Here is a 23118-nt window from a genome sequence, read left to right as displayed (position 1 = left end):
CAAAAACCCAAAGCAATGCCAAAGCCTGTGCCTGCTTCCAACACCTCACGCAGGCTAGAGATCCGTTTTCCGGAAGAATTGCCTGTCTCTGGTCAGAGGCAAATCATCAAGGACGCCTTGCTGAACCACCAGGTAGTGATTGTTTGTGGAGAGACGGGCTCTGGTAAGACTACCCAGTTACCCAAGATCTGCTTGGACCTCGGGAGGGGCACCATTAACAGCGGTAAGCTGATCGGTCATACTCAACCTCGCCGGATAGCGGCTACTGCCACAGCCAAGAGAATTGCCCAAGAGCTAGGCTCGCCGATTGGTCAGGATGTAGGCTATCAAGTACGCTTCGCAGATAAGACTAGTCAAACCGCCTCGATCAAGCTGATGACCGATGGCATCTTATTGGCGGAGACCCAACGTGATCCACAGCTCAAAGCCTATGACACGCTCATCATCGATGAAGCGCACGAACGTAGTCTGAATATTGATTTTTTATTAGGCTATCTTAGACAGCTACTGCCGAAGAGGCCCGATCTCAAGCTCATCATCACTTCAGCCACAATTGATGCCCAGCGTTTTGCAGAGCACTTCACAATCGACGGTAAAGTCGCCCCAGTCATTGAAGTCAGTGGACGTCTCTTTCCGGTAGAGCAGCGGTATTCTCCCCTAGAGCCAGACTCTAAGCCCGATGGTAAAAAAGAATCTAAGGCTGCCAAAGAAATTCCGGAAACAGTTACAGAAGAAATTTCCAATGTTTGGCGCGAGGGCGCATCCGGTGCTGGGGATGTATTAGTATTTTTACCAGGTGAACGAGAGATTCGGGATTGCGCAGAAGCGCTGCGCAAGGATCATGTATTGCAACAACGCTTTCATCCAGAAGTTCTCAGCCTGTTTGCCCGTCAATCCGTTGCCGAGCAAGAAAGAGTCTTTAGTCCGGGTAATGGCCGCCGCATCATTCTGACAACCAACGTTGCCGAGACGTCTTTAACGGTTCCCAATATTCGTTATGTGATTGATAGTGGTTTGGCTAGGGTAAAGCGCTACTCCTATCGCAACAAGGTAGAGCAATTACAGATTGAGCCCATTTCACAAGCAGCGGCCAATCAAAGGGCGGGACGTTGTGGCCGGGTATCAGATGGTATTTGCATCCGCTTATATAGCGAGCTCGATTATCAAAGCCGCCCCAAATTTACTGATCCAGAAATTCTCCGTAGCTCATTAGCAGCAGTGCTATTGCGTATGAGTGCACTACGCTTACCAAAAATTCAACATTTCCCTTTCATTGATAAGCCGCTTGGCAGAGCTATTACGGATGGCGTGCAACTGCTAGACGAGTTAGGCGCAATTGAGTTTGATGAATCTGATGCTACTGATAGTAAGGATATTAACAATAGCTTTAAGCTCACGGCGATTGGTAAGCAGTTAGCTGACTTACCGCTTGACCCGCGGATTGGCAGAATGTTGTTAGCAGCAAAAGAGCAAAATGCTCTAAAGGAAGTCACTATTATTGCTACGGCTTTGGCAACCCAAGATCCCCGTGAGCGACCTATGGATCAAGGTGCTGCGGCTGATCAAGCGCATCTCCAGTTTGCAGATGAGCGCTCTGAGTTTCTTGGTTTTGTAAAGCTCTGGAATTGGTATCAAGATGCCTTGCAACATAGGCATAGCAATCGCCAATTAGAAAATTTGTGTAGAAGTAAATTCTTATCACCACGTCGCTTGCGTGAGTGGCGAGATGTGTACGTTCAATTACACAGCATGCTGAGTGAAAAGGGCTGGAAAGAAAATGGCCTTGCAGCGAGTTACGAGCAAGTCCATTTATCTCTACTGACAGGTCTACTAGGTTATGTGGCTAAAAAAGAGGAAGATGAAAAGTCTCAAGACCGCAATAGCAAGACAGGTGGCTATGTGGGTGCCCGGGGCATTCGTCCATTCATCTGGCCAGGCTCAACGATTGGTAAAAAGGCTGGGGCTTGGATATTGGCAGGGGAGCTTCAAGAAACTAGCCGTATGTATGCTCGCACTATTGCGAAGATTGAACCGCAGTGGGTTGAGAAGGTGGCAGCCCATCGCCTGATTAAATCGCTGAGCGACCCCTTCTGGGATAACCGTCAGGGTGAAGTACTGGCCTTTGAACGCGGCACCTTGTATGGTTTACCTATTTATCATGGCCGACGAGTACGCTATGAGCCGCATAACGCAGAAGAAGCCAGAGAGTTATTCATTCGCCAAGCTTTAGTTGAGGAAGGATTGTTTGGCCGGATGGATACGCCTGCTCTATATCGTGAGACCGAGGCTGATGCCAAGAAAAAATATCCTGGGCTTTTTGGGTTCTTCTGGCATAACTGTCGTCTCATTAAAGAAATCGAAGCGCTGGAGCATCGCTCACGGCGTCCTGACGTCTTAGTAGATGATGATTTGCTCTTTGCTTTCTACGAGTCACGCATTCCGAAAGAGATCTGTAATCGCGAAGGACTGAAAGCCTGGTTTAAAAAAGAACCCAACCTAGATATCCAGTTACGGCTAGAAAAAGCAGACTTGATGCGTCATGAGGCTGCCGGTATTACGGTCGATCGTTACCCTAAGAAAATGATGGTTGGTGGTGCGGAGCTAGACCTTACTTACCACTTTGAACCCGGTAGCCCGAAAGATGGCGTTACCTTGGTGGTGCCACTAACGCAACTCAATCAAGTGGACGGCCGTCGTTGTGAATGGCTAGTGCCGGGTATGTGTGAGGAGAAGGTGCTACTACTACTCAAATCCTTGCCGCAAAAACTGCGCCGTCATTGTGTGCCGCTGCCTGACTATGCAAAGTCATTCTTAGAGCGCAAGCTTGAAGAAAAGCAATTTGGCATAGGCGACTTTTTAGATAGCTTGATGAGTGATATTCGTAAAGAGCGTGGCTTAGAAATTAAACGTACTGACTTTAGACCTGAGTCCTTGCCTCTGCATTCATCCATGAACTTCAGGCTGATTGATGAGCATGGCCGTCAACTAGAGGTAGAAAGAAATCTTGCCCGCCTGCGGTCTGAGTATGGGGAAACCGCCCGTAGTGCCTTCCAAGCCATTGCTCAAGAGACTGCGCAAGCGGAGTTAGGAGTTGACTCTCCTAAAGTAGGAGGCACTCAATCTACACAGAAGGCTCGCTCAGTTGAGCAGGGCGGCTATCGCTCCTGGGAGTTCGGTGAGTTACCAGAAACCCTAGAGATTCAAAAAGGGAATAAAACCTTGTTTGGTTACCCCGCATTAGTTGATCGAGGTGACTACTGTGACCTAGAAGTTTTTGATGATCTGCTCGAAGCCAGAAAGCAACATCACTTAGGATTGCGCCGACTATTTTCTCTAGGCAATAAAGATACCCTCAAAGCCCTGCAAAAACAATTACCAGGTATTCGAGAGTTAGGATTGCTCTTTATTAATATCGGTTCAGTAGAGGGATTAATTGAGCAGATTCTGAATTTGGCATTGGAGCGTGCATTTATGAGTGAGCCCCTACCAATCAATGCAGAGCAATTTACGGAGCGCTTACAGGCTGGTAAACCCCGATTAGCGCTCATCGCACAAGAAATCTCACGCCATACTCTCAATGCATTACAAGCCCATGCCGATCTACAGAAAAAGATGGCTAGTGCAAAAGCATCTTCAGCTATAGCCTATGTAGATATGCAAACCCAAATGCAAGCCTTAATCTTCCCTAATTTTGTTGCCCAAATTCCGTACGGGCAGCTTGTGCACCTGCCGCGTTACTTAAAAGCAATTGCCATGCGGATTGATAAGTTGCGCTCTAATCCCAGCCGTGATGCGCAATGTCAAAAAGATTGGGAGTCAGTTGCCAGGCCTTGGCAAAAGTTGTTGCAAGGAAGTAAAGGCTCTGCCTCTTATGCTATGACCGAGGATCAAGCCCTGCAGGATTTCCGGTGGCAGCTAGAGGAGTTGAGAGTGGCTTTATATGCCCAAGAGCTTAAAACACCAACGCCAATGTCCTTAAAACGACTTGAAAAGGTTTTACTGAGCTTGCGCTAAGTCAAATCCATTGGGTTTTAGAGGTCTTTAATTAGCACTTCATTGCTTACAATAGAGGGATGTGCACATTTATCACGATTAGAGGTTTTCGCAATATTGCGACCAGCTCTATATTGACCCTATTCTCAGTAGGTCACGTTGCCATTGCGCAAACTACTGCTATGCCAAAACTGGCGGTGATTCTCAACTCAGGTGAAGCATCGGTGAGTTTGATTGATATGCCAAGCCGCCAGGTGATTAAAACGATCCCTGTTGGCAAAGAACCCCATCACTTGATGATGACCCCAGATGAGAAAACTTTATTGATTGCCAATGCTGCTGGCAATGATGTTGTGTTGATGAACCCAAGTACTGGTGAGTTAACCGGCAGAATCCCAAACATCATCGATCCTTATCAAATTGGCTACTCACCTAATCACAAATGGTTTGTGGCAAATGGTAATCGTTTAGACCGGGTGGATATTTATGCTGCTAATGGCGCTGATCTTAAGCTAGCTAAAACAGTGAAGTTAGCAAAGACACCAAGCCATATTGCGTTTACAGCAGATAGCAAAACTGCCTTCATCACATTGCAAGACTCCAGTGAACTGGCAGCAATTGATCTAGAAACACAAAGTGTATTGTGGGTGATGCCTACGGGTAAAGTTCCGGCTGGCTTGTGGATGACGCCAGGGGACCAGTATCTATTGGTTGGAATTACTGGCGATGACTATGTCCAAGTGATTGATTGGAAGACGCGCAAGGAAGTTAAGCGTATCCCAACAGGCAAGGGCGCTCATAACTTTCGCCCCTTAGGTGATAAGAAACATGTATTTGTGAGTAATCGAATTGCATCCTCTATTAGCCTTATTAATATGCAAACCTTAGAGAAGGTTGGCGATATCACTGGCTTGCCAGCAGGCCCCGACGATATGGAAATTACCCCTGATGGCAAAACTTTGTGGGTCACTCTACGTTTTGCTAAAAAGGTCGGCGTGATTGATATCCCTTCCATGAAACTCATGACAGTGATTCCAGTTGGTAAATCACCGCACGGTGTCTTCTTTTATCCTAGAGCATCCTGGGAATAAACCCCACTATGAAGTACAAACAACTGATTCATCTCACTGCAGTAATACTGATGGCTGGCTTTGTATCTGCTGCTAATGCCCAAACAGTTGGTTGTAATAAAACGGTATATCTCACATTTGATACTGGCAATATGTCAGTTGCTGAAAAAGTGGCTGAGATTCTCAAGCGTCAAGAGGTCAAAGCCACTTTTTTCCTAGCCAATGAGAAGACTTTCCGAGGTGACTTTGCTTTGGATGATTCTTGGAAGGTCTATTGGCAAAAGCTAGCTAAAGAAGGACAACACTTTGGTAGCCATACTTATGACCATACCTACTTTATAAAAGATGGGCCTAAAGGCGAAGTCTTTGAGAAGTCGCAATTTGGGCCCAAAGCTGGGATGACAATGCTTTATAACGAAGCGATGATGTGTAAAGAGATTCGCAATGTAGATCTTCGTTTTGTAGAGTTAACAGGTCAGCCATTACAAAAGATCTGGCGTGCTCCTGGTGGTAAAACCTCACCTACTTTGATTCGGATGGGGGATATGTGTGGCTATCAACATATTGGCTGGGCGCCAACTGGTTTTTTAGGCGATGAGCTGAACTCCGATAAGCACCCAAACAACGTACTTTTAGAGAAAGCGAGCCGTGAGATCAAAGATGGCGATATCACTATGGCCCATCTCGGCATTTGGTCTAGAAAGGATCCTTGGGCTCCGGCGGTATTGGAGCAATTAATCGTCAGTCTGAAGGATCGCGGCTTCTGTTTTGGAGTATTGCCTAAGTCGCACAAAAATTCGTCAAATCAGTCAAAATAAAGCATGGATTTGAACTCTACCACTTCAATCATCTCTAGCGCTTATGGCAGCGTTCAGGAGTTTTTGTTTGCCAAAATTATCGGGCCATTGCTATATCAATTCGATTTAATGTCTTGGGCAGAAGATGTCTTTGATGGTATCGATTGGTTTTTGTTTGGCTGCATTCAAATTATTCTGATTATGCTTGTCTTGAGAACCTGGGAACGCTTAGCCCCTGCAGAGACACAGGAGCGTTTTTCAAAAGCCAGTACGGCAGACGTCTTCTACACCTTGTTTCATCGCCTAGGTATTTTTCATGGGCTCATTTTTATTACGATCTCTGGCTTCTTTTTCCAAATTGATTCCATCTTGCATGATTTTCGCTTCGATCGTTTTAATGTTGAATCTTGGTGGCCCGGAGTTACCTCAGTTCCAGTAGTGAGTTTCTTGGTGTATTTGGTACTGCTTGACCTGGTGGAGTATCTATACCATCGTGCATCTCATTCTTTTAGCTGGTGGTGGCAATTACATTCATTGCACCATAGTCAAACGGTGATGACTGCATGGTCTGATAACCGTAATCATATTTTGGATGACACCATGCGCGCAGTAGTGCTGGCCTTCTTTGCACTTCTATTCGGCGTATCTCCAGGACAATTCATTATCTTGATTGTATTGAGTCAATTTATTCAGAGCTGGCAGCATGCCAATATCAAAGTGCATCTGGGCAAAGGCCAATACTTTTTGGTATCGCCAATGTTTCATCGCATGCATCATGCAGTAGGTTATGGTCATGAGGCAATTGGTAAGCCCGGTGTGTTGGGCGGTTGCAATTTTGGCATTTTGTTTCCCTGGTGGGATATCGTATTTAAAACCGCCATCTTCCCGAAAGAGGTCTATCCTACAGGGGTAAGAAATTTGGCCGTATCACACAATCTTTTTGCTCAGCAATGGCAGGGCTTATTGCGTGCAGTAAAAGAATTCAAGCCAAAGTAAATTAATGAAGTAGGGCATACCTAGTGGTATGCAATAGGAGTTTTATGGTCGGACTACCGCAAGTATTTAAATCATTTGGATTGGCCCTAGTAGGGACGATGCATCCAAGAATGCTGTGGTTAAGCTTACGGCCATTCTTGATCGTATCGATTCTCTGGGGCTGCCTGATTTGGCTCACCTGGACGCCTGCGCTTGCAGTGCTCAGTGAATTTCTAACTAACTCCCTGTTTACGAATTGGATTCAAGAAGGCTTGATCTGGGCTGGCTTTGATAACGCGAGGGCCTGGATTGCCCCTTTATTTTTTGTGATGCTGATTATTCCACTGATCACCATTAGTTTATTAGTGTTTATTGCCTTTTCAACTGTACCCACGATTGTGAAAATTGTTGTCAGGCAAGCGCACTATCAAGATTTAGAGTGCAAGCGGGGTGGCGGTTTGTTTGGCAGCCTGGTTTACACCTTGTGGTCAGCGCTCATTTGCCTTGCGTTAGTCATGCTGACATTGCCAGTATGGTGGGTGCCACCGCTAGTAGCAGTATTGCCGCCATTGCTCTGGGGATGGTTAACGATGCGCCTGATGTCTTATGACGTGCTAGCTCAGCATGCGAGCGCAGAAGAGCGTGATCAGCTATTAGAAAAATTTCGCTGGCCCTTGCTTTATATGGGCATCGCCTCTGGGATGCTGGGTGCTGTGCCCACCTTCTTCTGGGCTACATCAGCATTAGCCTTAGTATTATTTCCGCTAGTAAGCTTTGTTGCTCTCTGGATTTATTCTTTAATCTTTGTGTTTGCTGCCCTTTGGTTTAGCCATTTCTTGCTGGATGCTCTAAAAGAACTGCGGCAAGAAGAATTGGATAAAGCATTGACAGTACAGGCACGTGTAGTGGAAGCGGAACTTCCGTATTAAGACTAATGAGATGGTTAATGAGATGGTTGATGCAATAAAAAAAGTTGAGATAGATCTACCAGATGATGTATCAACTGCGGCCCAGCGCCGCTTTGGTTTGATTGTGATTGGTGATGAGATTTTATCCGGCCGTCGCCAAGATAAACATATGGCGACCTTAATTAAGCTTCTCAACGAGCGCGGCTTAAGTCTTGCATGGGCCAAGTATGTAGCCGATGATCCTGCGCAAATTACTGCAATGCTGAAAGCAAGTTTTGCCAGTGGTGATGTGGTCTTTAGTACTGGCGGCATTGGTGCGACACCAGATGATCACACCCGTCAATGTGCTGCATTGGCACTGGGCACCAAAACGCAATTACACCCAACTGCACAAGAACTCATTGCGGGGCGCATTCAGTCAACGGCTGAAGGTGATCCCATCAAAGCAGATTTGAATACGCCAGAGAATCAACATCGTTTTAAGATGGGTGAGTTCCCTATTGGCAGCGACATCATTCCCAATCCCTATAACCAGATTCCGGGCTTTCGGATAAAAGAGCATCACTTTGTTCCTGGCTTTCCGGTCATGGCTGCGCCTATGATGGCTTGGTGTTTAGACACCTACTATAAGGATCTCTTTCATCAAGAGAACTGGGCAGAGCAGAGCTTCATTGTTCCCAAGGGTATTGAGTCGACTTTGACCCCCTTAATGGAGCGGATAGAAGCTAATTTTCCAGGGGTGAAGGTCTTTAGCCTACCTTCGGTTGGAGATACTAAAAAAGAGGGTATTTATGCCCATCGCCATATCGAATTGGGTATTAAAGGCAACGCTAATCTTTTAGAAAACGCGTGGATTGCTCTTAGAACTGGTACCCAAGAGCTAGGGTATGAGATTCACGACATCAACTGAGCAGTAACACATACTATTTGCACCAAATAAGTGCAAATAGAGGTCTTTTAGACTCCTCAAGGGAGAATCAAGCACTTAATTAGTGCAATAATGAGTGTTCCCATTTGTTTGCTTCAGTAAATTACATACATCCATTAGGCATGTTTGGTGCCTGGAATAAACAAGGGTGTATGCCTTATTTAAATTCCGAATTTAGTTCATAGAGGAGATTTGCATGACGAAGACCGTCGCTGATGTGATGAAGTTAGTTAAAGAGAAAGAATGTACTTTCGTTGATTTCCGCTTTGTAGATACAAAGGGTAAAGAGCAGCACACGAGCGTTCCGATCTCTGCTTTTAACGAAGATAAATTTGAGAGCGGTCATGCATTTGACGGTTCTTCTATCGCCGGATGGAAAGGGATTGAAGCTTCCGATATGTTGTTGATGCCAGATCCAACAGCTTGCTATATCGACCCATTCTATGAAGAGCCGACCCTAGTGATCACCTGTGATGTGATCGAGCCTTCAGATGGCAAAGGTTACGACCGCGATCCACGTTCTATTGCAAAGCGCGCTGAAGCCTATTTGAAGAGCTCAGGATTAGGTGATACAGCTTACTTTGGTCCAGAGCCAGAGTTCTTTATTTTTGACGGCGTTCGTTGGGGTGCCGATATGCAAGGTTGCTTCGTGAAGATTGATTCTGAAGAAGCGCCATGGTCATCTAGTCTCGAAATCGAAGGCGGTAATCCTGGTCACCGTCCTGGTAAAAAAGGTGGTTACTTCCCAGTTGCCCCAGTTGATTCATTCCAGGACATGCGTTCTGAAATGTGTTTAATTCTTGAATCATTGGGCATTCCAGTTGAGGTTCATCACCATGAAGTTGCTGGCCAAGGCCAAAACGAATTGGGTACTAAGTTCAGCACACTGACACAGCGCGCTGACTGGACTATCTGGCAGAAATACGTTGTACAAAACGTGGCTCATGCTTATGGCAAGACAGCAACCTTTATGCCTAAGCCAGTAGTTGGCGATAACGGCTCTGGTATGCACGTTCACCAGTCGGTTTGGAAGAATGGCGAGAACTTGTTTGCTGGTAATGGATATGCTGGTTTGTCAGAGTTTGCTTTGTTCTACATCGGCGGCATCATTAAGCACGCTAAAGCATTGAATGCTATTACTAACCCAGGAACAAACTCCTATAAGCGTTTGGTACCAGGCTTCGAGGCTCCAGTGAAATTGGCATACTCAGCACGTAACCGTTCTGCTTCTATCCGTATTCCACATGTGCCAAATCCTAAGGGTCGTCGTATCGAAACCCGTTTCCCAGATCCATTAGCTAACCCATACTTGGCTTTCTCTGCCTTGTTGATGGCTGGTTTGGATGGTGTGCAGAATAAGATTCACCCGGGTGAAGCTGCTGACAAGAACTTGTATGACTTGCCACCAGAAGAAGATGCAAAGATCCCAACGGTTTGCGCAAGCTTGGAAGAAGCATTGGATGCATTGAAGAAAGATCACGAGTTCTTAACTCGCGGTGGAGTATTTACTGAGTCTATGCTTGATGCCTATATCAATTTGAAGATGGAAGATGTCACACGTTTCCGTATGACAACCCATCCTATCGAATTTGATATGTACTATTCCCTGTAAGCGAAGGAGAGAACTTGAGCGCAGGTCTGTTGCGCAATTCGTTCAAGGGGGCAGCTACGGCTGCTCCTTTTTTTCCGACATTGCTTGATCAGATGCCCAATGCCATCATGGTATTTGAGGCTGAGAACCAACAATTGGTTTATGTGAACCCAGCCGCAGAGTCAGCGCTGGATCTATCCCGTAAATCACTTGAGGGACAGTCTGTGCATGATTTATTTGGTGGTAATGAAGCTCTCAATAGAATGATCACCGAAGTAAAGCTTGGCCATGTAATAGCTCAGCGCCAAGAGTTGGTTTTACATTCCTTGCCCGGTAGTATTCATCAAGAGTTAATCCAGGCGCATATCGTGATTGCTGCACTTGAAGATCCTGACCTACTATTAATGGAGTGGTTTCCAATCGATCAACAGTTACGTAGTGCGCGCGATGAACGTGTGACGCAACAAGTGGAATCAAACAAGCAACTCATGCGCAATCTGGCGCATGAGATCAAAAACCCATTAGGTGGAATACGTGGCGCAGCTCAATTATTAGAGTTTGAATTACCTGAACAAGGTTTGCGTGAATATACGCAAGTCATCATTAAAGAGTCTGATCGTTTGCAGACCCTAGTAGATCGGCTACTGGCACCACATCGCAAGGCTCATATCATTGAAGCATTCAATGTGCATGAAGCACTCGAGCGGGTGCGCAGTCTTGTATTGGCAGAGTTTCCGAAGGGCTTAAAAATTATTCGCAACTACGATACTAGTCTTCCAGATGTGATGGGTGATCGTGAGCAACTAATTCAAGCAACTCTCAATATTGTGCATAACGCAGCGCAAGCGCTCTCCGAAGAGATTGGTGCTGGTGTTGCTCAAATCGAATTAAAAACCCGGGTAGCGCGTTCGGTCACGATTGCAAAACAACGCTATAAATTAGCAATGGATTTGCACGTAATTGATAACGGGCCCGGTATTCCAGAAGAAATGATGGAACGCATCTTCTTTCCCTTGGTATCCGGAAGAGAAGGGGGTAGTGGCTTAGGTCTCACCTTGGCGCAAACCTTTGTTCAGCAACACCAGGGCTTTATCGCTTGCGACAGTCGTCCTGGACGTACCGATTTTCATATTCAAATTCCATACCGTAGGCAGGAGAGACCATCATGAAACCAATTTGGATTGTCGACGATGACCAATCAATTCGCTGGGTTCTAGAAAAAGCTTTGGCGCGCGAGAATATCCCGCACAAGAGTTTTTCTAATCCGAATGATGTGCTCAACGCGCTAGAGAAAGAATCTCCTCAGGTGTTGATCTCGGATATTCGGATGCCTCGCGGCAATGGCTTGGATTTACTACAGCATGTCAAAGCAAGTCATCCAAACCTGCCTGTCATCATCATGACAGCTTACTCAGATCTTGACTCTGCAGTCTCATCTTTTCAGGGTGGTGCATTTGAATATCTCACCAAACCATTTGATGTGGAGAAAGCAGTTGAGTTAATTCAAAGAGCGGTGGAGCAGGGTATCCGCAATGATTCAGGCTCTAAAGAATTAACTGCCTGGAGACGGGATGCTACTGAGATTATTGGCCAAGCGCCTGCGATGCAAGAAATCTTTCGTGCCATTGGTCGTTTAGCCCAATCTCATGCAACTGTGCTGATTACCGGAGAGTCTGGGACTGGTAAAGAGCTAGTAGCACATGCACTGCACAGGCATAGCCCAAGAGCAAAGGGCCCATTTTTATCACTGAGTACTTCAGCAGTTCCTAAAGACCTGCTCGAATCAGAATTATTTGGTCATGAGCGTGGTGCTTTCCCTGGGGCGCAGACTTTACGTCGTGGTCGCTTTGAGCAAGCTGATGGTGGCACTTTATTCTTAGGTGAAATTGGCGACTTACCATTTGATTTGCAAACTCGACTCTTACGCGTCTTATCTGATGGGCACTTCTATCGCATTGGCGGCCAAGACCCTATCAAGGCGAATGTGCGGATTATTGCTTCAACTCATCAAAACCTAGATACACGAGTAGCAGCAGGCTTCTTCCGTGAAGATTTATTACATCGTTTGAATGTCATTCGTTTGCGTATGCCTTCATTACGCGAACGTAGTGAAGATATTACGATGCTAGCAAGACACTTTATGCTCAGTTGCGCCAAGTCATTGGGCGTTGAGCCTAAGAAGCTGTCTGACGAGGTGCTAAAAGAGATTACGGCGATGCCATTTCCAGGTAATGTTCGTCAGTTAGAGAATCTGTGCCATTGGCTCACAGTCATGACGCCTGCCAACATTATTGGTGTCAGTGATCTACCAGCTGACATCATGGCAGAAGCGGAAGGGCAGCCGGTCATATTGCATGGCGAATCCTCCCCGACAAACCCAGCAGCTTCAAAAGGGGCTGCAGGGGATTGGGAAAGTGGGCTTGGGCGTTTAGCTGCCAAAATGCTACAAGATGGTGATAAAGAAGTTTACGATGCACTAAATGCACGGTTTGAGAGAGCAGTATTGCAAGCAGCGCTAGAAGTAACGCGTGGCCGCAGAGTGGAGGCAGCACAACGGCTTGGCATTGGACGCAATACGATTACGCGTAAATTACAGGAACTGGGGATAGATGACTGATTCAATCCGAATTGCGGCGTGGAATGTCAATTCCTTAAAGATTCGTCTTCCACACGTACTTCGTTGGTTGCAAGATCAGGAAAAGAAGCAGCAAGCGATTGATGCCTTGTGCTTACAAGAGCTCAAGCTCACGGACGATAAGTATCCCCATCAAGAGCTAGAGGCAGCGGGCTATCTTAGTCTGGCTGCAGGGCAAAAGACCTATAACGGCGTTGCCATCATCGTGCGTAAAGCGGCTTTAGCAGCGATTGCCTCTGATGCGGCCACTGCCTTTTTAAAGCCTATTAGAAACATCCCAGGAAACGATGATGAGCAGCAGCGCATCTTGGCAGCAACGATTCCGTTTGCAGGCACCACACCCATCAGACTTGTATCAGCGTATTTTCCAAACGGACAGTCGCCGGATAGTGATAAGTTCGCTTACAAACTGAATTGGTTGAGTAAACTACAAACTTGGTTAACCGAAGAGCTGCAGCAAAATCAACGCTTAGCACTTCTCGGTGACTACAATATTGCACCAGAAGATCAAGATGTGCATGATCCCAAAGCATGGGAAGGTCAGAATCTTGTTTCGCCGGAAGAAAGAAGTGCCTTCCAAGAATTAATTAATCTTGGGCTACATGATTCATTCAGAATGTTTGAGCAAGCCCCCAAAACCTACAGTTGGTGGGACTATCGCATGATGGGTTTCAGAAGAAATGCTGGTATGCGCATTGATCACATTCTACTTAGCGAAGCCCTCAAAGAAAAATGCAGCGCCAGCATAGTTGATAAAGAACCCAGAACTTGGGAGCAACCCTCAGATCATGCGCCAGTGATAGCCGTGATTCAGAAGATTTAGGCAGGGGATTTACTAATACAGCATCCAAAGCATGAAATTGCTTTTTGTCTTAAGATTACGCAATATTAAAAAAACCTTCATTTTTAGGGAATCAATATGTTTGCTAAAACATTACTCAGCGTTCTTGCTCTTGGCGTAGTCATCGTGGGCTTGCTGCAATTTTTCAACGATGGCAGTTACCTTGTCTTCGTCCTTGGCATGGTAGTTTATTTCTTAGCGACTATTTCAGGTTCTATTTGCAAAAGAATGAACAAATAATTCCTTTTACCTTGGTGAGCTGCACTTTTTAAGCTAGCCCACCATGCCGCAGTAAAGCATCAATACTCGGCTCTCTTCCGCGGAAGGCTTTAAAAGACTCAGCAGCAGGACGACTACCGCCCACTTCCAGAATTTCTTCTCGATAACGCGTTCCGGTTTTAGCATCCAATACACTGCCAGTCAGTTTTGCCGCTTCCTCAAAGGCAGAGTAAGCATCTGCAGAGAGCACCTCAGCCCATTTATAGCTGTAGTAACCAGCAGCATAGCCGCCTGCAAAGATATGGCTAAAAGAATTAATCCAACGAGAGATCTCAGGCTGCGGGATGATGTTGTATTGATCGGCAATGTTTCTAGAAACATCTAGCACTGCATGTCCCTTAGCCGCTTTAGCATCAAAGCGTGAATGTAAGCGCCAGTCAGTTAAGGACATCACAATTTGGCGTAAGGTTGCTAAACCGTTCTGGAAATTCTTGGCAGCCAGTATTTTTTCAAAGAGCTCGCGTGGTAATGGCTTACCAGTTTGCGCATGGGCTGTCATTTTCTCGAGCACTTCCCATTCCCAGCAGAAGTTCTCCATAAACTGACTTGGTAATTCCACGGCATCCCATTCAACGCCATTGATGCCTGAAACACCTAAGGCACTCACCTGAGTGAGCAGGTGATGTAAGCCATGACCACTTTCGTGGAAGAGGGTAATCACATCATCATGGGTGATGGTGGGTTGACGTAATACGCCATCTACTTTTACTGGAGGTGCGAAGTTGCACACGAGATAGGCGATAGGGATCTGGATTTCTCCATTAGCTAACTCTCTACGACCACGAGCGTCATCCATCCAGGCGCCGCCACGCTTACCCGGGCGGGCATAGGGATCTAAGTAGAAATAAGCCCGTATTTTTCCAGCAAGGTCTTTCACGGCGAAGGATTGCACATCTGCATGCCAAGTAGGTAAGTCTGCAGCTTCAATCTTGACGCCAAAGAGTGTCTGAATGACTTGGAATAAACCATTCAATACTTTGGGCAATGGGAAGTATTGTTTGAGCTCATTTTCGGAGAAGGAGTAACGTGCTTGCTTTAAACGTTCAGCAGCAAACGGGATATCCCAAGGCTCAAGACCATCTATAAATCCAAGCTCTGCCTTTGCGTACTCACAAAGTTCTTGCCAATCTTTCTGAGCAAATGGTTTTGATTTAATGGCAAAGTTCGTTAAGAAGAGATCCACTTCATCAACAGTATTGGCCATCTTCGGTGCCAAACTGAGAGCTGCGTAATTGGCAAATCCCAGCATGCGAGCTTCTTCATCGCGCAGACGCAGTTGGTCCAGCATGTTCTGAGCGTTGTCCCAGGCGAGCTTACCTTTGCCGTACTCAGGCGCCAAGTCTGATGAGCGCGTGACGTAGGCCTGATACATCAGACGACGCAGCTCCCGATTTTCGGAATACTGCATGACTGGATAGTAGGAGGGGAAATGCAAGGTAAAGGCCCAGCCTTCCAGATGCTTTTGCTGCGCGGTATCAGCTGCTGCAGCGATGGCATCTTCTGGTAACCCAGCAAGATCTGCTTTATTTGTTACCAGATGAACAAAGCCATCAGTAGCATCTAAGACATGATCGGAGAATGCTTTACCCAGAATCGCTTGCTCATCCTGAATGGTAGAAAAGCGCGGTTTGTCAGCATCACTGAGTTCGGCACCACCCAAACGAAAATCTCGCAGCGAGTTCTCAATCACTTTCTGTTGTGCGCGATTAAGCTTTGCAAAGTCAGGACTGTTTTTGAGCTCTTTAAACTTCTTATAGAGCGCCAAGTTCTGCCCAAGGCTAGAAAAGAATGCGGTGACCTCTGGCAGCATCTCTCCATAAGCTGCCCTTAACTCAGGTGTATCGGCAACACTATTCAGATGGGAGATCACTCCCCAGGATCTTCCTAGGGCCTCGGTGGCATCTTCTAGAGGCTCAGCCAACGCATCCCAACTCGACGGTGTCTTGGGATCAGTTGCAGCATCTACAGCAGTTTGTGCATGCCCCAGCAGGAACTGAATGGCCGGAGCAATGTGCTCAGGTTTCACTTCTGAGTAGGCGGCAATACCACGACCAAAAGTCAGGAGAGGATTATTTTGTAAAGCGGGGGGTAGGGCAAAGAGAGATGTAGTCATACCCTCTAGCTTAATGGATCTAGAGTTTTGATGCCTTTTCAGCTGCTTCTAAAGTATTCATGAGAAGCATGGTGATGGTCATGGGACCCACGCCACCAGGTACAGGGGTGATCCAGCCAGCGATATATTTAGCTGCATCAAAATCCACATCGCCGCAGAGCTTGCCATCTGGCATACGATTGATGCCCACATCGATTACGACGGCGCCCGTTTTCACCATATCGCCAGAAATCATTTTCGGCTTACCGGTAGCAACTACCAAGATATCGGCATCTTTGGTGTGGTGCGCTAAATCACGTGTTTTGCTATTACAAATAGTCACTGTTGCGCCAGCTTGCAGGAGCAGCATTGCCATGGGCTTGCCCACAATATTAGAGGCTCCAACAATCACAGCACGGGCACCCCGAATAGGGTAATCAATGCTCTCCAAAATCTTCATACACCCGTAAGGAGTGCAAGGTTTGAATGCGGGCTGTCCAACCATCAAGGCGCCAGCATTGGCCACATGAAAACCATCCACATCTTTTTGGGGAGCAATGGCTTCAAGAACACGCTCAGCCGCAATATGTTCTGGCAATGGCAATTGCACCAAGATGCCATGAATCGATGGGTCTGCATTAAGGGTAGCAATGCGAGCAAGTAACTCTTCCTCGCCAAGTTCAACAGAGTAACACTCTAATACCGAATGAAAGCCAACATCTTCACAAGCTTTTACTTTATTGCGGACATACACTTGGCTAGCAGGATTTTCACCCACCACGATGACTGCTAATCCCGGTCTAACCCCTTTGGCAGTAACAATTGCCCCACGAGCAGCTATTTCTGCACGTAGTTTTTTAGAGAGCGCGTTACCGTCTAGTAATTGGGCAGGCATTGCAAGCGTATTAATTGGGCTGGGGATCAGATAAAGCTAAGCGGAGTAGGTCAGCTACGGTATTGACATTGAGCTTTTCCATAATATTAGCGCGGTGAGCTTCAACTGTCTTAATAGAAATACCAAGATCATCTGCAATTTGCTTGTTGAGGCGACCAGCAACGATGCGCTCTAATACTTGACGCTCACGACCAGTGAGCTTGCTCAGCAAGCTCTGAGTAATTTTGCGTTGGCTCGCTTGCGAGTAGTCCACTCTTGCTTTAGCAAACATGCGATCGACTAAACCGCAGAGATCATTTTCTTTAAAGGGCTTCTCAATAAAATCTACTGCACCACGTTTCATGGTGGAGACTGCCATCGAGACATCGCCATGACCAGTAATGAAGGCCACTGGCATCGGGAAGTTTTCACTAATTAAACGCTCTTGGAGTTCAAGGCCAGACATGCCGGGCATACGAACATCTAGGATCGCACAAGAGATGGTGGACTTATCCGTACTTTGTAAAGACTGTAAGAAACGTTCAGCGCTAGCATGACAGCGAACAACGTAACCATTGCTCTCTAAAAGCCAAGTCAGAGAATCACGTACAGCTTCATCATCGTCAACTACATAAACGACTTCAGCTTGATTTGGTTTGGCAACAGCTATGTTCATATTCGGTCTCACAAGGTCAATCTAAAAGTTGGATATTTATCCATTGTCCTTCGAATCAGGAGATTCTAGGGGTAGAAGCATTGTAAAGGTGCAGCCGGCCAGTTTAGTGCGTTCGGAGTCCATCACGTTGGAGGCCCAAAGCCGCCCATGATGGGATTCGATAATGGAGCGGCAAATATTGAGTCCCATGCCCATTCCATCAGCCTTAGTACTAAAAAATGGCTCAAACATGCGTTCTATGACCGATTCAGCTATCCCGCCTCCAGAATCCGTTACCCGAATACGCATCATGGCTGGGAAGGTGCTGGTATCTAAATCAGCACTGATGTTGACGGGTGGGGCTGACCAACGGGAGGAGAGGGGGTAGGCCTCGCGCACGCTATCAAGGGCATTTTTTAAGAGATTCACTAAGACCTGCAAGATCAGTACTGGGTCTACATTGACCTCGGGCAAATCGTCTGCAAGCGAAGAGGTGATGCTTAAGCGATGGCGATTTGCTTCAATTTCCACAAGACCAACCGCGTCATTAATGATCTCAGTCATTGCTGAGAATTTGCGCTGAGGCTCACTGCGCTTCACAAATCCGCGGATACGCTGAATGATGGTGCCTGCACGAAGTGCTTGTTCAGATGCTTTTTCTAAAGCTGGCAAAATTTCTTTCTTTAAATCTGGATCAATATTTCCCTCTAAGCGTTTTGCAACGCCCATGCAGTAGTTAGAGATAGCCGACAGGGGCTGATTTAACTCATGTGCAAGAGAAGACGCCATTTCACCCATAGTAGTAAGGCGGCTTGTAAATTGCATGCGCTCCTCTTGTTGGCGCGCCAGATCATCTGCTTCTTTGCGCATCGTAATATCAGTGGTAATCAAGAGTTGGGCTAAATGACCATCTACCCATGGGATGAAGCGACGACGTACTTCATACCATTTATTACTACCATCGTCTAATTGAACTTCTTCAGATTCTGATTCTTGATATAAGAATGAAGTCGGAATACCAGGGGGAGAGTCTTGCAAATCTTCGGCAACATCATGAAGGGTTTCAAGATTATTACTATTGCCAGATAATTTGAAATGGCCTTTGGCGTCATCGCCAAAGTTCTCTCGATAGAAGCGATTAGCAAATAAAAGTTCGTCATTCTCAAGATCAACAACCGATACCGCCGCATCAAGTCCTTCAAGCACAGTAATGAAGCGCTCTTGTGAAACGGCCAGCTCCTCACGAATCTTTTTTGGCTCAGAGATATCAATTAATGAGGTAACCCAACCACTTTGCTTTCCCTTTTCATTAATGAGCGGGGCAATAAAGGTACGCGTTTGGATTAATGACCCATCGCGACGCAAAATAACACCCTCAATGCCTGTTTTCGATATCCCCTCAGATGTGAGGGCGCGGTTCATCTTCTCAATCAGCTCATCCCGCCTGGAGTCAGGCCAGAAGGGGAAAGGAGGGGTTAGGCCAATTAACTCTTTTGCAGACCAGCCAGTCATCTCGCAAAATGCTCGGTTCACATAAGTAATACGCTTTTCCATATCATGGGCCCGGATACCAACGGGGGTCGAATTTTCCATGGCATTACGAAAGCTCGTTTCAGTCCGCAGACTAGCTTCTGCTTCTTGACGGACTTGCATTTGTTTTAAGACTGACCACAAACTCCAAATCACGAAGGCGCACAATCCAATGACAACGCCAATCAGCATTCGGAAGGTGAGGTTAGTGGGCGGAGGATAGGTATCAATCCGTAAAGTTAAATTTGGACTGAGAACGCCAATATCTAAACTGGTCTGGTTGCTAAATGCCCTTTTTGGGGTATTACGATCAGACGAGATAGACAATACTCTTTCGTTATCGGTTAGTAGCGTAAAGCGGTAATAGGCCTTGAGCTCTGGCGGCACAACATCTAAAACACCTTGAGCTGTATAGAGGGCGGCCAAATAACCAACGATATCTCCACCAACCACATTGGGTACTACTTGCCAGAAAACGGTTTTTCTTTCTCTTGCAAGTGGCTCGTCGCTTGCAAGATTTAAGTTAATAAATTGACTAAACGATGGCCTGTTTGTGCTTCTGCTTAATTCAATGGCAATGGCCAACTCCTCATTAGCCGATTGGTCATTTTGTATTTTGCTAATCCAATCCGTTTTATTGTTGCCTGGGGGCGCAGTCCATAGCCGCTGATTTTTTGAATCCATCCAGATGATTTTGACGATCTCATGATTGTTGATTACCAAATCAGCCGCTTGCCCGTAAGCAATTTTTCTCAGTCTTTCCTGATCCTCGCTGGCTGCTAACTCGCGATTAATGCTGACGAGAGCATCCAGATTATTAGCAAACCGGACTTGAATGCGCTGCTTAGCGAAGGAGAGCTCTCTAAATAGCGCTGATTCTTGCTGATTTTTTTCTTGTAATTGCAGGGTGCCCAAAATGACACCCATGACCGCCGTAAATATGACAATGGCAATGAGAGGGGTATATACGAGTCTAAATCCCCGTATTTTTCGGAGCCACTTGAATGGACTGAGGAGTAAGCTAAAAGATGCCGATAATTTCATGAATGAGGCCTATTTTGCCTCATTGCCCTATCTAAAACGGCTTTTCTTGAGCAAATTCAGTATCTTATTTGCACTGCAATATAATACCACATTATGAGAAATACTATCATTATGTGGAAAATTGCTTGTTTACACCCATATACCTTCATAAAATATTAGCTATACAGTAAGTAATTAATTACGCAGTACTCATCGGAGACAAGACATGGCGGCAGTTCCAGAGCAGGTATTAGGTAAGCAGAATTCCCAGGATGCAGATCCTGGAGAGACTCAAGAATGGTTACAGGCCCTTGATGGCGTTATTCATAATGAAGGTCCTGAGCGTGCTGCCTATTTAATCGATCAGCAAATTTCTCATGCCAGGGTCAATGGTGTTGTCCAGCCATTTCATGCAGAGACTCCCTATATCAATACGATTCCCGTTGAGAATCAAGCGCGTTTACCAGGCGATCAGAATGTCGAGCACCGCATTCGTTCATACACACGATGGAACGCGATGGCGATGGTTCTTCGCGCTAACAAAGATACCAACGTTGGTGGCCATATTTCTTCTTTCCAGTCAGCGGCTACTTTGTATGACGTAGGCTTTAATCATTTTTGGCATGCGCCATCGCCAGAGCATGGCGGCGATCTGATTTTTGTTCAAGGCCACTCCGCCCCAGGTGTATATGCACGCGCCTATATGTTGGGCCGTCTCTCAGATGAGCAGCTTAATAACTTCCGTCAAGAGGTTGGCGGTAAAGGTATCTCTAGCTACCCTCATCCATGGTTAATGCCAGACTTCTGGCAATTCCCAACCGTATCCATGGGCCTTGGCCCAATCATGGCTATTTATCAAGCGCGCTTCATGCGTTACATGCAAGACCGTGGTTTTATTAAGCATGAAGGTCGTAAGGTTTGGGCATTCTTAGGTGATGGTGAAACGGACGAGCCAGAATCTTTAGGCGCCATTGGCATGGCAGGTCGTGAAAAACTTGATAACCTGATTTTCGTAGTGAACTGTAACTTGCAACGTTTAGATGGGCCAGTGCGTGGTAACGGTAGCATCATTCAAGAACTTGAGGGTGAGTTCCGTGGTGCTGGTTGGAATGTGATCAAGGTAGTGTGGGGTGGTCAATGGGATGCGCTATTTGCCCGTGACAAAAAAGGGATCTTGATGCAGCGTCTAGGCCAGATCGTTGATGGTCAGTATCAGACCATGAAGTCTAAGAACGGTAGCTATGTTCGTGAGACGGTTTTCAATACCCCAGAATTAAAAGCTTTAGTGAGTGACTGGAGTGATGATGAGATTTGGCAATTGAATCGTGGCGGCCATGATCCTCATAAGGTATATGCAGCATTTCATGCGGCGGTAAATCACAAAGATCAACCAACTGTAATCTTAGCCCACACTATTAAAGGTTATGGCATGGGCGGCTCTGGTGAGGCGATGAATATTGCTCACCAAGCAAAGAAGATGAACGATGACGACGTACGCCGTTTTCGTGATCGTTTTGAGATTCCGGTAAAAAACGAGGATCTTGATGACATGCCTTTAGTGAGTTTTGCTGAAGGCAGCCCAGAGCTAGAGTATATGAAGGCGCGGCGCCAAGAGTTGGGTGGCTATTTGCCACAGCGTCGCACTAAGGCAGAAAGTTTACCTGTTCCTGCATTGGATGTATTTGCTCCGCTGCTTGAAGCAACTGCAGAAGGTCGTGAGATTTCAACAACGATGGCATTTGTGCGCTTACTTAATACTGTTGTGCGCGACAAGGTGCTAGGCAAAAGGGTCGTGCCGATTGTTCCTGATGAATCCCGTACCTTTGGCATGGAAGGCATGTTCCGTCAGATGGGTATTTGGAATCAATTAGGTCAGCTCTACACCCCAGAAGATCATGATCAATTAATGTTCTATAAAGAGGACAAGACCGGTCAGATTCTGCAAGAGGGTATTAATGAAGCGGGCGGCATGTGCGATTGGATTGCAGCTGCAACTTCGTACTCAACCCATGGCGTACCGATGTTGCCTTTCTATATCTTCTACTCCATGTTTGGTTTCCAGCGCATTGGCGACTTGGCTTGGGCAGCAGGCGATATGCGTAGCCGCGGTTTCTTGCTCGGCGGCACTGCTGGTAGAACGACGCTGAATGGCGAAGGCTTGCAACACGAAGATGGTCATAGCCACCTTTGGAGTAGCGCGGTACCAAACTGCATTAGCTACGACCCCACCTTTGCATTTGAATTGGCGGTAGTGATTCAAGATGGTATGCGCCGTATGTTGGAAGTTCAGGAAGATGTGTATTACTACATCACCTTGATGAACGAAAACTACGCTCATCCAGCAATGCCAAAGGGCGCCGAAAAAGACATTATTAAAGGCATGTATAAGCTCAAGTCTGTTGGCGATGACAAGGCTAAGTTACGTGTTCAACTTCTCGGCTCAGGAACCATCTTCCGTGAAGTGATTGAGGCGGCAGAAATGCTCCACAAAGACTGGGGCGTTGCCTCTGACTTATGGGGTTGCCCAAGCTTTACTGAGCTAGGTCGTGATTGGAACACAGTACATCGTGCCAATCTCTTGAATCCAACGGCTACTCCTACACTTTCGCATATTGAGAACTGCCTCAAAGATACTTCAGGCCCAGTCGTTGCAGCTACCGACTATGTCCGTTTGTTTGCTGAGCAGATTCGTCCAGCGATTCAGCACATGGGTCGTCGCTACGAAGTATTGGGTACGGATGGCTTCGGTCGTTCTGATACCCGTGAAAAACTCCGTGACTTCTTTGAGGTTGATCGTCGCTGGGTGGTATTAACTGCCTTGAGATCTCTGGTAGATGCAGGCCAGATGGATCGTCAAAAACTTGCGCAGGCTATTCAGAAGTATGGCATTGATGCTGCTAAACCAAACCCGATGACGGTTTAAAAGA

The 23118-nt window shown here is 46.5% G+C and carries 16 protein-coding genes; 12 read left to right on the top strand and 4 right to left on the bottom strand.

Annotation, left to right across the window (positions count from 1 at the left end; genetic code table 11):
- Positions 1 to 15: 15 nt before the first annotated feature.
- The 11 genes from hrpA (at position 16) to ICN29_RS02030 (ending at position 13978) form a co-directional block, all read left to right on the top strand.
- Complete coding sequence (hrpA, locus tag ICN29_RS02080) at positions 16 to 4014, top strand: ATP-dependent RNA helicase HrpA (protein ID WP_216861463.1); 3999 nt, start codon at positions 16 to 18, stop codon at positions 4012 to 4014.
- Positions 4015 to 4073: 59 nt separating this feature from the next.
- Positions 4074 to 5084, top strand: coding sequence for a YVTN family beta-propeller repeat protein (locus ICN29_RS02075; RefSeq protein ID WP_216129248.1), 1011 nt, complete (start codon positions 4074 to 4076; stop codon positions 5082 to 5084).
- Positions 5085 to 5092: 8 nt separating this feature from the next.
- A complete protein-coding gene (locus tag ICN29_RS02070; protein ID WP_216129240.1) occupies positions 5093 to 5881 on the top strand; it encodes a polysaccharide deacetylase family protein in 789 nt (262 codons plus the stop codon).
- A gap of 3 nt (positions 5882 to 5884) precedes the next feature.
- Positions 5885 to 6856: a sterol desaturase family protein gene (locus ICN29_RS02065; RefSeq protein WP_216129238.1), complete on the top strand. Its 972-nt coding sequence runs from the start codon at positions 5885 to 5887 to the stop codon at positions 6854 to 6856.
- Between the two features lie 44 nt (positions 6857 to 6900).
- On the top strand, positions 6901 to 7764 hold the full coding sequence (locus ICN29_RS02060; protein WP_216129236.1) for an EI24 domain-containing protein: 864 nt from the start codon (positions 6901 to 6903) through the stop codon (positions 7762 to 7764).
- Positions 7765 to 7774: 10 nt separating this feature from the next.
- Complete coding sequence (locus ICN29_RS02055) at positions 7775 to 8653, top strand: competence/damage-inducible protein A (protein ID WP_255538023.1); 879 nt, start codon at positions 7775 to 7777, stop codon at positions 8651 to 8653.
- A gap of 214 nt (positions 8654 to 8867) precedes the next feature.
- Entirely contained in the window at positions 8868 to 10283 is a 1416-nt protein-coding gene (glnA, locus tag ICN29_RS02050) for a type I glutamate--ammonia ligase (RefSeq protein ID WP_216129234.1), read from the top strand.
- Positions 10284 to 10309: 26 nt separating this feature from the next.
- On the top strand, positions 10310 to 11431 hold the full coding sequence (glnL, locus tag ICN29_RS02045; protein WP_439651267.1) for a nitrogen regulation protein NR(II): 1122 nt from the start codon (positions 10310 to 10312) through the stop codon (positions 11429 to 11431).
- Positions 11428 to 12879 carry a nitrogen regulation protein NR(I) gene (gene ntrC / locus ICN29_RS02040; protein WP_216129232.1) on the top strand — a complete coding sequence of 484 codons (1452 nt, stop codon included), beginning with the start codon at positions 11428 to 11430 and terminating at the stop codon, positions 12877 to 12879. The genes glnL and ntrC overlap by 4 nt, the downstream gene beginning before the upstream one ends.
- Positions 12872 to 13720 carry an exodeoxyribonuclease III gene (gene xth, locus ICN29_RS02035; protein ID WP_216129230.1) on the top strand — a complete coding sequence of 283 codons (849 nt, stop codon included), beginning with the start codon at positions 12872 to 12874 and terminating at the stop codon, positions 13718 to 13720. Before ntrC ends, xth begins: the two co-directional genes overlap by 8 nt.
- A gap of 96 nt (positions 13721 to 13816) precedes the next feature.
- A complete protein-coding gene (locus tag ICN29_RS02030) occupies positions 13817 to 13978 on the top strand; it encodes a hypothetical protein (protein ID WP_216129228.1) in 162 nt (53 codons plus the stop codon).
- A 28-nt stretch (positions 13979 to 14006) separates the two neighbouring features.
- Here the strand turns inward: ICN29_RS02030 and ICN29_RS02025 are convergent, their stop codons facing one another.
- Genes ICN29_RS02025 through ICN29_RS02010 form a run of 4 tightly spaced genes read right to left on the bottom strand, consistent with a single transcriptional unit; the run spans position 14007 to position 20212 of the window.
- Complete coding sequence (locus tag ICN29_RS02025; protein WP_216129225.1) at positions 14007 to 16130, bottom strand: M3 family metallopeptidase; 2124 nt, start codon at positions 16128 to 16130, stop codon at positions 14007 to 14009.
- A gap of 19 nt (positions 16131 to 16149) precedes the next feature.
- Positions 16150 to 17004, bottom strand: coding sequence for a bifunctional methylenetetrahydrofolate dehydrogenase/methenyltetrahydrofolate cyclohydrolase FolD (gene folD / locus ICN29_RS02020; RefSeq protein WP_216129223.1), 855 nt, complete (start codon positions 17002 to 17004; stop codon positions 16150 to 16152).
- Between the two features lie 10 nt (positions 17005 to 17014).
- The gene (locus ICN29_RS02015; RefSeq protein WP_216131896.1) at positions 17015 to 17659 is read right to left on the bottom strand and encodes a response regulator transcription factor; all 645 of its coding nucleotides are present in this window, start codon (positions 17657 to 17659) and stop codon (positions 17015 to 17017) included.
- A 36-nt stretch (positions 17660 to 17695) separates the two neighbouring features.
- A complete protein-coding gene (locus ICN29_RS02010) occupies positions 17696 to 20212 on the bottom strand; it encodes a PAS domain-containing sensor histidine kinase (RefSeq protein ID WP_216129221.1) in 2517 nt (838 codons plus the stop codon).
- A gap of 205 nt (positions 20213 to 20417) precedes the next feature.
- Between ICN29_RS02010 and aceE the strand changes: the two genes are divergently transcribed.
- A complete protein-coding gene (gene aceE, locus ICN29_RS02005; protein WP_216129219.1) occupies positions 20418 to 23114 on the top strand; it encodes a pyruvate dehydrogenase (acetyl-transferring), homodimeric type in 2697 nt (898 codons plus the stop codon).
- Positions 23115 to 23118 lie beyond the last annotated feature (4 nt).

The sequence above is a fragment of the Polynucleobacter nymphae genome (genome assembly GCF_018882155.1).
GTDB lineage: Bacteria > Pseudomonadota > Gammaproteobacteria > Burkholderiales > Burkholderiaceae > Polynucleobacter > Polynucleobacter nymphae.
Note: the sequence above shows the minus strand (reverse complement) of the source record. Positions and strands in the feature narration are given on the sequence as shown.